This is a genomic window from Alcaligenes ammonioxydans, from assembly GCF_019343455.1.
GTDB lineage: Bacteria > Pseudomonadota > Gammaproteobacteria > Burkholderiales > Burkholderiaceae_B > Alcaligenes > Alcaligenes ammonioxydans.
Window position 1 is genome coordinate 2,542,615 of the sequence record NZ_CP049362.1, and the last position, 12,222, is coordinate 2,554,836.

General features: G+C 58.5%; 12 protein-coding genes. 8 read left to right on the forward strand and 4 right to left on the reverse strand.

The window, feature by feature from the left end; translation table 11 throughout:
* Positions 1-22: 22 nt before the first annotated feature.
* The 4 genes from FE795_RS11705 to FE795_RS11720 all read right to left on the reverse strand — a co-directional run bounded on the left by FE795_RS11705 (position 23) and on the right by FE795_RS11720 (position 3,145).
* Positions 23-898, reverse strand: a complete 876-nt coding sequence (locus FE795_RS11705; RefSeq protein WP_059317977.1) for an NAD(P)-dependent oxidoreductase — start codon at positions 896-898, stop codon at positions 23-25.
* Between the two features lie 117 nt (positions 899-1,015).
* Positions 1,016-1,663 (reverse strand): maleylacetoacetate isomerase, encoded by a 648-nt coding sequence (maiA, locus tag FE795_RS11710; protein WP_131070718.1) that lies wholly within the window; start codon positions 1,661-1,663, stop codon positions 1,016-1,018.
* 34 nt (positions 1,664-1,697) lie between these two features.
* Positions 1,698-2,669 (reverse strand): 4-hydroxy-3-methylbut-2-enyl diphosphate reductase, encoded by a 972-nt coding sequence (gene ispH / locus FE795_RS11715; RefSeq protein ID WP_003802811.1) that lies wholly within the window; start codon positions 2,667-2,669, stop codon positions 1,698-1,700.
* Entirely contained in the window at positions 2,669-3,145 is a 477-nt protein-coding gene (locus tag FE795_RS11720) for an FKBP-type peptidyl-prolyl cis-trans isomerase (RefSeq protein WP_230406177.1), read from the reverse strand. Before FE795_RS11720 ends, ispH begins: the two co-directional genes overlap by 1 nt.
* Positions 3,146-3,194: 49 nt before the next feature.
* On the opposite strand from FE795_RS11720, the gene radC reads away from it, so the two are divergent.
* The 8 genes from radC to FE795_RS11760 all read left to right on the forward strand — a co-directional run bounded on the left by radC (position 3,195) and on the right by FE795_RS11760 (position 12,219).
* Positions 3,195-3,866: a RadC family protein gene (radC, locus tag FE795_RS11725; protein ID WP_003802807.1), complete on the forward strand. Its 672-nt coding sequence runs from the start codon at positions 3,195-3,197 to the stop codon at positions 3,864-3,866.
* 92 nt (positions 3,867-3,958) lie between these two features.
* The gene (locus tag FE795_RS11730; RefSeq protein WP_003802806.1) at positions 3,959-4,801 is read left to right on the forward strand and encodes a MurR/RpiR family transcriptional regulator; all 843 of its coding nucleotides are present in this window, start codon (positions 3,959-3,961) and stop codon (positions 4,799-4,801) included.
* 278 nt (positions 4,802-5,079) lie between these two features.
* Entirely contained in the window at positions 5,080-6,501 is a 1,422-nt protein-coding gene (locus FE795_RS11735) for an MFS transporter (RefSeq protein ID WP_131070719.1), read from the forward strand.
* A gap of 40 nt (positions 6,502-6,541) precedes the next feature.
* Positions 6,542-7,213, forward strand: coding sequence for an aspartate/glutamate racemase family protein (locus tag FE795_RS11740; RefSeq protein ID WP_059317980.1), 672 nt, complete (start codon positions 6,542-6,544; stop codon positions 7,211-7,213).
* A gap of 34 nt (positions 7,214-7,247) precedes the next feature.
* Positions 7,248-8,573, forward strand: coding sequence for an MFS transporter (locus FE795_RS11745; RefSeq protein ID WP_003802800.1), 1,326 nt, complete (start codon positions 7,248-7,250; stop codon positions 8,571-8,573).
* A gap of 251 nt (positions 8,574-8,824) precedes the next feature.
* Positions 8,825-9,454 (forward strand): arylformamidase, encoded by a 630-nt coding sequence (gene kynB / locus FE795_RS11750; protein ID WP_003802798.1) that lies wholly within the window; start codon positions 8,825-8,827, stop codon positions 9,452-9,454.
* Positions 9,455-9,903: 449 nt separating this feature from the next.
* On the forward strand, positions 9,904-10,170 hold the full coding sequence (locus FE795_RS11755; protein ID WP_003802796.1) for a type B 50S ribosomal protein L31: 267 nt from the start codon (positions 9,904-9,906) through the stop codon (positions 10,168-10,170).
* A gap of 288 nt (positions 10,171-10,458) precedes the next feature.
* Entirely contained in the window at positions 10,459-12,219 is a 1,761-nt protein-coding gene (locus tag FE795_RS11760; RefSeq protein ID WP_219234941.1) for an ArnT family glycosyltransferase, read from the forward strand.
* Positions 12,220-12,222 lie beyond the last annotated feature (3 nt).

Consider the following 12,222-nt stretch of genomic DNA (forward strand, 5'->3'; position numbering starts at 1 on the left):
ACTAAGTTTGACTGATGGTAGTTTATTCCCCGTAATTGTAACTATTCACCTGCGTAATGCGAGCGACATCTTCCTTACCCAGTCCCATCCGGTGGGCGTTGCGGTACGTTTGTTGGGCAGCATGGGCCACCGGCATGCTCGTATGACTGACACTGGCCAACTGCGCCACCGTGTTCAAATCCTTCAGCATGGTGTCCACCGATGCCTTGACCTGCGTGTCCGGACGGGTCATGCGGGGCACGAACAATTGCAGCAAAACCGAATCGGCCCAGCCGCCCCCCAGCGCCTCGCTGATTCGGGAAGCGTCCACGCCATTGTCATTGGCCAGGCTCAACGCCTCGGCAATCGCCGTCAAAGTTGTGGCCACAATGGTCTGATTGCATAATTTTGTTACCTGACCAGCGCCCACCGCGCCCATCAGGGTCACGCGCTGTGAATAAGCGGCCAGCACAGGACGAACCCGCTCCAATGCCGCTGCCTGTCCTCCGACCATAATGGCCAGCGTACCTTGTTCGGCGCCACCGACACCGCCTGACACGGGGGCGTCCAGCCAGTGCGCGCCACAACGTTGCTGCAACTGGGCTGCCATGTCACGGCTTGCCTGCGGTGAAATCGAGGAATGGTCCACTACGATGCGCAACGCGCCCTGGACGCTGGCCAGCCCCTGTTCACCCAGAACGGTATCGTATACCGCCTGCGCATCAAAAACGCACAGAAACACGGCCTCACATTGCTCGGCCATCTGTGCCGGCGTATCGCAACAAATGGCACCAGCCTCTACCAAGGGGAGCACCTTGTCCCGGGAACGATTCCAAACCCGAACCTGATAACCCGCCTGTAACAGACGCCTCACCATAGGCTGGCCCATCCGGCCCAGCCCACAAAAACCAATCATCATGTTTCGTCCTTTACGCCCTCCTGCCAGGAAGCTCCCAGCAAGAAGTCAAGAAAAACCCGCCTGACAGGCGGGTAACGTCCGGTCGGCCCCCGACCGGATCACCGTCACACCGCGCGTTCAAGCAGCATCGGGTTGACGGTCGGGAGCTGCTTCCTGAAAGGCAGACAGTTCCAGGCATTTCTCTTCTACGGCCAACAAGCGGGGGAAGGCGGTCAGATCGATGTCAAAGCGACGGGCATTAAACATTTGCGGAATCAGACAAATCTCGGCGATGCTGGGGAGATCACCAAAAATGAAGGCCTGACCCTTTTTGCCATGCCGCAGCACCAGGGCCTCCAGCCCTTCCAGGCCAACGCTGACCCAGTGGCGATACCACTGGTTGCGCGCATCCTCCTGAACATGTAAATCATTTTTCAGGTACTGCAATACGCGCAGATTGTTCAGGGGGTGAATATCGCAGGCTACCGTCTGAGCCATGGATCGCGCCCAGGCCCGATCTGCCGAGGCCTTGGGCAACAAAGGCAGCTCGGGATAACGCTCGTCCAGATACTCCAGAATGGCCAGAGATTGCGTAATGATCAGACCGTCATCATCCAGGGCGGGCAACAGTTGAACAGGGTTGACCTGCACATAATCGGGCTGATGCTGCTGTCCCCCATCTTTGAGCAGATGAACCGGCCTGATCTGGTAATCCAGACCTTTGAGATTCAGACCGATCCGCACCCGGTACGCGGCGGAACTGCGAAAGTAGCTATATAGAATCATCTTGTCTCCTGTCCACCCTGCAAAATTCGTTTTTTTATTTGTTCAGGCTTTCAATCTTGCGCGACAGCTCTCGGGGCAGCGGGAAGGCAATATTTTCTTCCACCCCATCCAGGGCCCGCACTTTGCCTACGCCCAATTCCTGCAAGCGCTGAATCACCTGATTGACCAGAACTTCTGGTGCCGATGCGCCCGCTGTCACGCCCACGCGCTTTTTACCCACCAGCCAGGCCGGATCAATCATCTCCGGCTTATCCAGCAGATAAGCTTCCGCGCCCTTGCGCTCGGCTACCTCACGCAAACGATTGGAGTTCGAGCTATTGGTACTGCCGACCACCAGAACCAGATCACACTGCGGCGCCATGATCTTGACCGCATCCTGGCGGTTCTGGGTGGCGTAACAGATATCGCTTTTCTTGGGCTCGACAATGGTGGGGAAACGTTCGCGCAAGGCTTGGGCCACGACCGCCGCATCATCCACCGACAAGGTGGTTTGCGTCACAAAGGCCAGTTTGTCGGGGTCGGCCACATTCAGCTTGGCTACATCTTCCGGCGTCTCGACCAAGTACATCCCTCCGTCGGCTTGACCCAATGTGCCTTCGACCTCGGGATGGCCCACATGACCAATCATGATGATCTCGCGACCTTCGGCCCGCATACGGGACACTTCAATATGCACCTTGGTCACCAGCGGGCAGGTGGCATCGAACACTTTCAGGCCACGCCGCTCGGCCTCGTCACGCACCTGACGCGACACGCCATGCGCTGAAAAGATGACGATCGCACCGGCCGGGGCCTCGTCCAGCTCTTTAATGAAGATGGCCCCCTTGCTGCGCAGATCTTCCACCACATACCGGTTGTGAACAATTTCGTGGCGCACGTAGATAGGCGCGCCGTGCAACTCCAAAGCACGCTCGACAATATCAATCGCACGGTCAACCCCCGCACAGAATCCGCGGGGTTGGGCCAGAACAACCTCAGCGTTCTGAACAGGAGCAACTTGACTCATTACAGAATCCCCAAAATATGAACATCCAGACGCAAGGCCACACCGGCCAAGGGATGGTTGAAATCGAACAAGGCAGTCTTGTCGTCAATTTCCTTGAGCACGCCCGAGTAGCGGCTGCCATTAGGGGCAGCAAACTCGACCATATCACCGGGCACGAACTCCACGCCTTCAGCGGCGTTGCTGGCCAGCATTTCGCGGGTGATACGCTGCAAAAGGTCAGGATTACGGGCGCCGTACGCCTCCTCAGGGGCGATGTCGAGCTGAAAACGCTCATCTTCACGGTGCCCCAGCAACTTCTCTTCCATACCGGGGGCCCACTGACCGTTGCCCATCTGCAAGGTCGCCGGACGGCCAGTAAAAGTATCCGCAAACACAGAGCCTGCTGCCGGGCCGCTGGCCAGCTCTATACGATAGTGCAAAGTCAGGTAGGAATCCTGACGGACAATTCCAAGCTCGGAACTAGCAGAGTTACTCACGATCGCTCACTATAGAAAATCATTCAATTACCGCATTTTAGCGTTTCTTATGGCCACATCCACTTTACGCCGCCAAGGGCCCCGTGAGCGCATGTTGGCGCACGGCCCCACCTGTCTGACGACCGCTGAACTGCTGGGTATTGTGCTGCGCACCGGGACACGCGAGCGCAACGCTGTCGAGCTGGGCCAGATGTTGCTGGACCATTTTAACGGACTCAAAGGATTATTATCGGCCGATGCTTCAGCCCTGCGCCAACTGGATGGAATCGGCCCAGCCAAATGCACGGAACTATTGGTCATCCGCGAGCTGCAACGCCGCTGCGCCCTGGAATCCCTAAACGGCCTGCCAGTGCTGAACCATGCCGACAAAGTGCGCGAATACTGTCTGGCCCATCTGGGTCATTTGCCAGTGGAACACTGTCTGGCCCTGTTCCTGGACAACCAGCTTCGCTTGATCTGTGCGGAAGAGATCGCCCGGGGGACGATAAATCAAGCATCGGTCTACCCTCGGGAAATTGTGCGCTCAGCCCTGCGCCATCACAGCTGCGCCTTGATTCTGGCCCACAACCACCCCTCGGGCGCCGCGCACCCCAGCGCCTCCGATATCCGTCTGACCCGCCATATTCGTCAGGCCTTGGCCTTGGTGGATATCCGCTTGCTGGACCATATTATTGTCACCCCCAGTCAGACCGTCTCCATGGCCGAACGCGGAGATCTGTAGCCTGCTGCCCGACGGCGCATATCAGTTTTTGCCACCGTTTGACACGCTTGCCCGTAAAATCCAGAACACACCAACGCTGAGTACGGAACCTTATGTCTGATACCGCCGTGAAGTCCTTTGTCGGACGCATACGTGACATTCTTCACGATCTCTCCCCATCTGAACGACGCCTGGCGGAATTTGCCCTGGACTTTCCGGGGGATCTGGCGGGCTACACGGCCTCCGAACTGGCGTCCCTGGCCCATGTATCCAATGCGACTGTCACCCGCTTCATCCGGCGACTGGGTTATCGCAATTATGAAGCGGCCCGCAAACAAGTCCGATCTGAAAAAAAAGCGGGTTCTCCTCTGCTGCTGGCAGCCACCGAAACGGAAGCCGAACGATCACTGACGACGCATTTGCAGCAAAGTCAGAACAATCTGGCCTCCACATACCGACGCCTGCCCGAATCGCTGCTCAAGGAAGTGGCTCAGTCCATTCTGGATGCGCGCAAGGTATGGGTGCTGGGATTTCGCTCCAGCCAGGCCCTGGCCAGCTACTTTCGCTGGCAATTGCTCCAAATCGTCCCCGAGGCTCAACTGATTCCTGGCCCGGGTGAGACCATGGGCGAACATCTGGCAGGCATACATGCCGACGACGTGGTGGTCATTTTTGCCCTGCGCCGTCGGGTGCGCAATATGGACCAGCTTATTGAACAGATGGCGCAGCTGAACCCGAATGTGCTGCACATCACTGACCAGCTCAGCGCAGAGAAAAGCGCCTGTCGCTGGACCCTGCGCTGTGACGTCCAATCGCCCGGTGTGCTGGATAACCATGTGGCCGTGATCGGCCTTTGCCATTTGATCCTGAGCCAGGTCATGGATCAAGCCGGTCCTGCCGGACGTCGTCATTTAGGCCTGGTAGAGGCTTTCCACGACAGCTTTCTGGAGCTGTAGCTTACCGCCCTCGCCTCACAGGCACTTATCCAGCACGCCCACCCAGCCAGGTGTGCCCGCCCCCGGCGATGTCATGGCAGGAATCGTATAAGGATCATACGCAAATTGCGATGATCCTTTTTTTATTAAAAATCCTTTTATATCAACACCCTGCCCTAGTCTTACGCAAGATATGCAAAAACTTTCTCGTTTACCCTAGTTTTGAAAAGATTTTTTCATTTTCATAATGAGTGAAAAAATGATGTTGGGCCATACGCGTCCTGAAACGAGGAGAAACCATGTCTAGCAAGCAGCAAACCTTGCCAGCCGACACCGGGCCGGCACCGGCCAGTTCTACGGCCAGCGATCACCCTACGGTTCAGCAGCAACTGGAAAACTCGCTGGAAACCATAGGCGTCACCCATTCGCACCGCAAAGTGCTGGCCCTGATTTTGCTGGGCGTGCTCTTTGATGTGCTGGAGCAAAATGCCGTGGGCCTGGTCGGCCCGCTGCTGCAGGAACACTGGGGGCTGACACCGCGTGACGTCGGCTTTCTGAACACCCTGACCTTCGCCGCTGCTGCCCTGGGGCGCTTGCTCTCGGGCTATATCGCCGACCACTATGGTCGACGCGTCATGCTGACCATCAATCTGGCGCTGTTTACGCTGGGAGCCCTGATCTGCGCCCTGGCCCCCAGCTACTGGGTGTTAGGGCTGGGCCGGGTCATTGTGGGCTTTGGTCTAGGCGGCGAAATCTCGATTGCCGTCACCATGCTGGCCGAGTTCTGCTCCTCGCGCTTTCGCGGAACCGCCGTGGGCACCATCAACGTGGCAGGCGGCGGCCTGGGCAATATGCTCGCCCCCGCTTTCGGCCTGCTGGTCTTCACCCTGTTCCCCGGCCCTGAAAGCTGGCGCTGGGTATTTGGCCTGCTGGTCATGCCCGCTTTTATGGTGCTGTTCTATCGTCGCTACATACCTGAAACGCCGCGTTTTCTGGTGTCGCAAGGCCGGATCGAAGAGGCCAATCAGGTTTTGAACATTCTGGCTTCGGGCAAGCTGGGCCGCCCTGTTGCCCAGCCCTACCCTTATCTGCACAGCGGTCCGCAAGGGCAAAAAGTCGAACGTGTGCGCTTGGGCGAGATTTTCCAAGGCCCTCTGGCCATGCGTACACTGGTCACCGGCATCGCCGTGTGCATGACCTACGGGGCACAACTGACGGTTCTGACGCTGATGCCCACCTTGCTGGTCGAACAAGGCTACTCGCTGGTGAAAAGCTACACCTTTACGATCCTGATGCAATCAGGCAGTCTGCTGGGTGCCTTGACCGCCTCCTGGCTGGGGTCGCGTCTGCCCCGCAAACGTGTCTTTACCACGGGAGCCTTGCTGGCCTGCGCCAGTGGCCTGGCCTTCGGATTTCTAAGTACCAATATTTATCTGGTGCTGCTGTTTGGCGCAGCTTTCCAGTTTTGCGTCCTGCTGCTGAACACCACCATCTGGATTTTCGCCCCCGAGCTTTATCCCACCCGTGTGCGAGCCTTTGGAACCGCATTCATTCTGGCCCTGGGTACCCTGGCGGGCGCTTTCATCCCGACGCTGAGCGGCTGGGTACTGGAAGCTCATGGCGTAGCCGGCATGTTCTCCCTGATGGCGGGGATGTACATCACCTTTGCCGCGGTTCTGCAATTGGCACCCGAAACCTTTGGTCGCCCCCTCGATACCTGATTTCAATTGGATAAGCCGTGTTGCTGCGGCCCTCGTATTTATGTCTCATACCGTACTGCTCATCAATCCCAACACCTCCCGCCCCACGACGGACATGATGGTGGCGCTCGCCCAGGCGTGCTTCCAAAGCCTGCAGCGAAGCGATATCCAGGTCCGGGGGCTAAGCGCTCCCCAAGGCCCAGGCATGCTGACCACCCAGGAGGAGTTGGAGCAGGCTGCCGCCATGGCGGAACACCCGCTGGTACTGGCTCAGGTCAGGAACGCGGACGGTGTCATCATCGGCGCTTTTGGTGACCCTGGCCTACAGCCCCTGAGCCAGAGCGTGAGCATACCGGTGATCGGCATAGGACAGGCTGCCATGCAGCAAGCCGTGCAGGCAGGCTCCCCTTTTGGCATCGCCACCACCACGCCACAGCTGGAGCAATCGATTCTGAATCAGGTCAGACGCTATGGCTGGATCGAACAATTCTCGGGCCTGCGCCTGACCCCCACCGCTCCGCTGGATCTGGCCCAGGCGCCGGAGCGTCAGTATCAGGAATTGGCCGACAGCGTCGCGGCATGTATTGAGCTAGACGGCGCGCGGGCCGTCATCATCGGCGGCGGGCCCCTGGCACAAAGCGCACAGGCGCTGCAAAACAAGCTGGCCGTCCCCGTCATCAACCCCATCGTTGCTGCCTGCGAGCTGATGGCCCAGCGCCTGCCCCCCACTTAGCCTTAACACGCGGTACCCACCTCAGGAGACTTCAATGACGAGCAGCACCCTCGTGGACGGCGCGCGCGCCTTGTCCGCTGATAAACAAGAACTGGACCAGATCTACAAGAAGGTCATGTGGCGGATCTTGCCCTTTATTTTTCTGCTGTGGATGCTGGCCTGGATAGACAGGCTCAATATTGGTTTTGCCAAACTGCAAATGCAGCCCGAACTCGGGTTCTCCGAAACGGTGTACGGCATAGGCGCGGGGATCTTCTTTCTGGGGTATTTCTTTTTTGAAGTACCCAGCAACTGGTTGCTGCTGCGCATTGGTGCGCGCAAGACCTTGGCCCGTATCGCCTTTGGCTGGGGGCTGATCTGTGTACTGATGATGTTTACCAAAACAGCTGCCTACTTTTATGTGATGCGCTTTCTGCTGGGTGCGTTCGAGGCCGGCTTTCAGCCTGGCGTGCTGCTGTTCCTGACGTTCTGGTTCCCGGCTCATCGGCGAGCCAAAGCCTTCGCGGTCTTCATCTCGGCCTCGGCGGTGGCCTCGGTGGTAGGCGCGCCCCTGGCGGGCCTGATCATGACCCGCCTGGACGGGGTCAACGACTGGTCTGGCTGGCAATGGTTGTTCCTGCTTGAAGGGCTGCCCACAATTTTTGCTGGCATTCTGGCCGTGATGTTCATCGTCGACAGCCCCGAAAAAGCCAGTTGGCTCAGTCAACGGGAAAAAGATCTGATCAAGCAAGAACTGGCTCTGGACGCCAAGGCCGCAGGACCACGCGAACACAGCTTCAAAAAAGCCTTGGGCAACCCCGACCTGTGGACCTTGACCCTGATGTTTTTTGGCATTGTGGCTGCCAACTCCACCTTGGCCTTTTTCGCGCCCACCCTGGTTCGCTCACTGGGCCCCAGCGATCCTTTACAGGTTGGCCTGCTGGTCGGACTGGTCTATGTCTTTGGAGCGGTCTTTCAACTGGCGCTGGGCTTTAGTGCCGACCGTCATCGCGAAGCCCGTCTGCACACCGGCGTCCCTGTCATCATCGGAGCAATCGGTCTGGCGGGGGTAGGACTGTTCCTGGGCAATAACACTGCCCTGGCCTTTATCAGCCTGATTATTGCCGTGTCCGGCACCATGGGATGCATTCCTGTTTACTGGCAATTGCCCAACGCGGTCCTGGCGGGCTCGGCGGCAGCTATCGGGGTGGCCTTCATTAACTCTGTCGCCAATCTGGCCGGCTTTGGCGCGCCCTTTATGTTGGGCGCCCTCAAAGACTCCAGCGGCAGCTTCCAAAGTGGCTTGTGGATTATCGCGGCTCTGGAGCTGGCTGTGGGCTTATGGATTCTGTCCTTTCGCAAGCGGCAGCATAAAGGCTGAAACAGTGTGCCCGCCTTGAGCGGGACGCAGCCCGAAACGCAACCGTGACACGGATTTCGGGCTGCTTTTTTACAGCGCACAATGGTGGCGCCCCGTGCAGTGAGACTGGGTAATACGCTGATTTCGATGCCCAATACAGGACCTTGTCACGTTGTCGCCCGGATCAGGCTAGAGCCAAGCGCACCGCCACGCCGATGGGCCGGGAATCCTCTACACTGACTCTTACTTCTTTTAGCAGCAGCGAGCACAGCATGCGTACGATCTGGGACATTTCCCCGCCTGTCAGTGATCGATCGCCGGTTTTCCCCGGTGACACCGCCTACCAGCAACGCTGGACAGCCACCCTGGACACCCACTGCCCGGTCAATGTGGCGGAAATCCGCTTGTCTACCCATCTGGGGGCGCATGCCGACGCCCCCCTGCACTACGACCCTCACGGCCCAAGTGCCGGCCACATGGCGCTGGAGCCATTTCTGGGACCCTGCCGCGTCATCCACGCCCGTCATGGCCGCCCACTGATCGAGCCAGCCGATCTGCTGCCTCATTTGAGCAATTGCCCGCCGCGCATCCTGGTCAGTACCACCGCCAAGGCCAAGTACGATGCCTGGAGCGATCATTTCACAGCCTTCGCCCCTTCAAGTTTGCAATTATTAGCCGACCAGGGCATACAGCTGGTGGGCATCGACACGCCCAGCGTCGATCCGGCCAGCAGCAAGACACTGGAAAGTCATCAGGTCCTACGTCATCATGCTATGCGCGTGCTCGAAAATCTGGTGTTGGACGAAATTGCTCCGGGCGACTACGAGCTCATCGCTTTGCCTCTGGCCCTGATTCAGGCAGATGCGAGTCCGGTTCGTGCCATTCTCCGCTCTCTGGACTGACAGCAGGACGCGAACTGCCAACCATCCACTGACCTTCTCGACTCGACCTGGTCCGCACGATAGGAAGCACCCGCCACCAGCACTAGGCACCCCGTGTTCGAACACATAGAGCTGCCACTTCTCTGCGGCACGGCCAGGCACGGTTTTGCGTGCTTTCCAGGCAGACACGGGGCGGTTCAATCCACGCCTTGTTGCACTTGTGCCGCGCTTTTGCCGAGTTTTCTTTGAAAAGCGCCTGCTCAATGCTAAAATTTCAGGCTTTATCGGATACGTGGCAAAAAGTCTTTAGGCATTATTCAATCGGGCGCTTTACAAACCCGGTTAAAAAAACAGTCCTCTAGCTTTTTAGTGCCGGTATTTACAGGACGAGGACGTGAGCCCTGCTTTACGCCATTTTTTGTAGATACGTGCCTTGCTGGCGGTCCTAACTTGTCAAAACAGGAATCATCATGAAAGAAGGCATTCACCCAGAATACCGTGACGTGGTGTTTCTGGACCTGCAAACGGGCAACTCCTTTATCACCCGTTCCACCGTCCAGACTCGCGAAACCACCGAAAAAGACGGCAAGACCTACCCGCTGTTCAAGTGTGACGTGACGTCCGAGTCGCACCCCTTCTACACGGGCGCTCAAACCCGTATCGTGGAAACTGGCCGCGTTGAAAAATTCCGCGCCCGTTTTGCCCGTACGGCTGGTACCGTCAAGAAAGGCGAATAAGCTCTCTTTCTCGGCATACCGCGTTCAGCGCAAAAAGGCAGCTTTGGCTGCCTTTTTTTATCCGCCGGGCCGCCCCAAGGTCAATAGCCCCCTCGGGGATGAGTCCGGATACACAACAGCTCATTGCGAACTGCTGTGTGCCTGGCGAATCCAAGCCGCATTCAGGCCGCGAGGTGGAGCGCAAGCCCAAGGCGCTGCGTGGGGGTCCTTTTTTACCGCAAATTTCGCGGCCAAGGCGCCCCCTTTGCATTAAGATAGGGCGAATCAACAGACTGTTTTACCCTAGACGTGTCATCCAGCCTCATACCCACCTCCACCCCTGCCCGCCTGACCGCCACCGCTGCCGTCAAACTCCCCCGCCTGGTTCTTCTTGTTGTTGGGACCATCTATATTCTTGCGGGCCTGTTTTTTCGTGACCCCTGGAAAGCAGACGATGTCATCGGGCTGGCGACCATGTTGACCGCTTTGTCTGACCCCAGCGGTCAGGCCCTGTTGTTGCCCCAGGTAGGAGATCTGGCCCATGCCCAGGACGGCCCACTGAGCACCTGGCTGGGTGCCCTGTTCATCACGCTCTTTGCCCCCCTGCTCAAACTCTTCACCTCCGAGCTGAATGCCAACATCGTGGCATCCCGCCTGCCCAATCTGCTGTGGTTCGGCATGCTGGCGGCCTCGGTCTGGCACAGTGCATACTGGTTGGCCCGCCGCCCAGAGGCTCAACCGCTGCGTCTGCCCTTCGGAGGCGAGCCGTCCTCCACCGCATATGGACGCATGATTGCCGATGCCACCTTGCTGCTGACCGTTGCAACCGTGGGCATCATCTGGCGCATGCACGAAACCTCGGAAGTGCCCGCCATCATCGCTTTGCAGGCACTGGCTTTATACAGCCTGGTGCGCATGTTCGACCGCCCGGCATCGGGAGCGATCATGCTGGGCCTGTCCCTGGGCGCCTGCTTCCTGACCCGTGGCTGGCTGGGAGCCGGCCCCATCATGCTGGCAACCGTTTTGTGCTTTATTCCCCGGGGCCCCTTGCGCCAGCATAGCCAATGGCTGGCCCTCAGTGCTGTCCTGACGCTGGCAATCATCATGGCATGGTGGATACCCGCCAAACGGGTCAGCGTGTATTGGACCGAGCAATGGCGTCTTTGGCATCTGGCCGCCTGGGGGTGGGCCGGCTTCAAGGAGCAGTTGAACAACCTGCGCGATCTGCTGTGGTTCCTCTGGCCGATCTGGCCTTTGGCCTTGCTGGCGCTGTGGCAATGGCGCAGTTGGCTCAAGGCGCCCCACATTTATGTGCCCGCCATCAGCTTTCTGGTCCCCTTGCTCAGCCTGCTCTTCATGCGCGATGCTTTCGAGCCAGAATATGCCTTGCTGGTGGTTCCCTGCGCCATTCTGGCTGCCTTCTCGCTGCCCACCTTGCGTCGGGGGGTCATCAACACCCTGGACTGGTTTGCCATCATGTGTTTCTCACTGACGGCAGCCACGGTCTGGCTGGGCTGGATCGCCCAGCAAACGGGCTGGCCACGGCAGATTTCACACAATATTGCCCGCCAGACCCAGGGATACGACACGTTCATCTCCTGGCCGGTCATGATCATTGCCGTGCTCGGCACGCTTGCCTGGATTGCGCTGGTGCGCTGGCGCCTGTCAAGCAATCCGCCTGGCTTGCTGCGCGGTACCGTCTTGTCGGCGGGTGGCCTGATTACGACCTGGCTCCTGCTGGTCACGCTGTGGATGCCTTCGTTAGACTACGTACGTAGTTACCGCGAAGTGTCTGGCGAATTGTCCGCGGCTTTGCGTGAACACAAGCAGCCCTGCGAATGCCTGCGCTCCTGGGGACTGGGCTCGGGACAACGGGCCTCCTTCCTGGTGTTTGACAACATCAACATCAACTTCGACAATCGCTGCTCCCTGGTACTGGAACAGTTCTCCTTGCGCGATCTGCAGGACGGCAAGGCCCCTATTCCGGACAATGCCGTCCAGCTCTGGCAAGGCAAACGCGGGCCAGATCGTCACGAAGCATTTCGTCTGCTGCGCATACAGGCTCACTAAGTT

What these genes read in the sequence shown, in the direction of transcription:
- FE795_RS11705 (WP_059317977.1), bottom strand. Translation starts at nt 898, where the DNA reads ATGATGATTGGTTTTTGTGGGCTGGGCCGGATGGGCCAGCCTATGGTG.
- maiA (WP_131070718.1), bottom strand. Translation starts at nt 1,663, where the DNA reads ATGATTCTATATAGCTACTTTCGCAGTTCCGCCGCGTACCGGGTGCGG.
- ispH (WP_003802811.1), bottom strand. Translation starts at nt 2,669, where the DNA reads ATGAGTCAAGTTGCTCCTGTTCAGAACGCTGAGGTTGTTCTGGCCCAA.
- radC (WP_003802807.1), top strand. Translation starts at nt 3,195, where the DNA reads ATGGCCACATCCACTTTACGCCGCCAAGGGCCCCGTGAGCGCATGTTG.
- FE795_RS11730 (WP_003802806.1), top strand. Translation starts at nt 3,959, where the DNA reads ATGTCTGATACCGCCGTGAAGTCCTTTGTCGGACGCATACGTGACATT.
- FE795_RS11735 (WP_131070719.1), top strand. Translation starts at nt 5,080, where the DNA reads ATGTCTAGCAAGCAGCAAACCTTGCCAGCCGACACCGGGCCGGCACCG.
- FE795_RS11740 (WP_059317980.1), top strand. Translation starts at nt 6,542, where the DNA reads ATGTCTCATACCGTACTGCTCATCAATCCCAACACCTCCCGCCCCACG.
- FE795_RS11745 (WP_003802800.1), top strand. Translation starts at nt 7,248, where the DNA reads ATGACGAGCAGCACCCTCGTGGACGGCGCGCGCGCCTTGTCCGCTGAT.
- kynB (WP_003802798.1), top strand. Translation starts at nt 8,825, where the DNA reads ATGCGTACGATCTGGGACATTTCCCCGCCTGTCAGTGATCGATCGCCG.
- FE795_RS11755 (WP_003802796.1), top strand. Translation starts at nt 9,904, where the DNA reads ATGAAAGAAGGCATTCACCCAGAATACCGTGACGTGGTGTTTCTGGAC.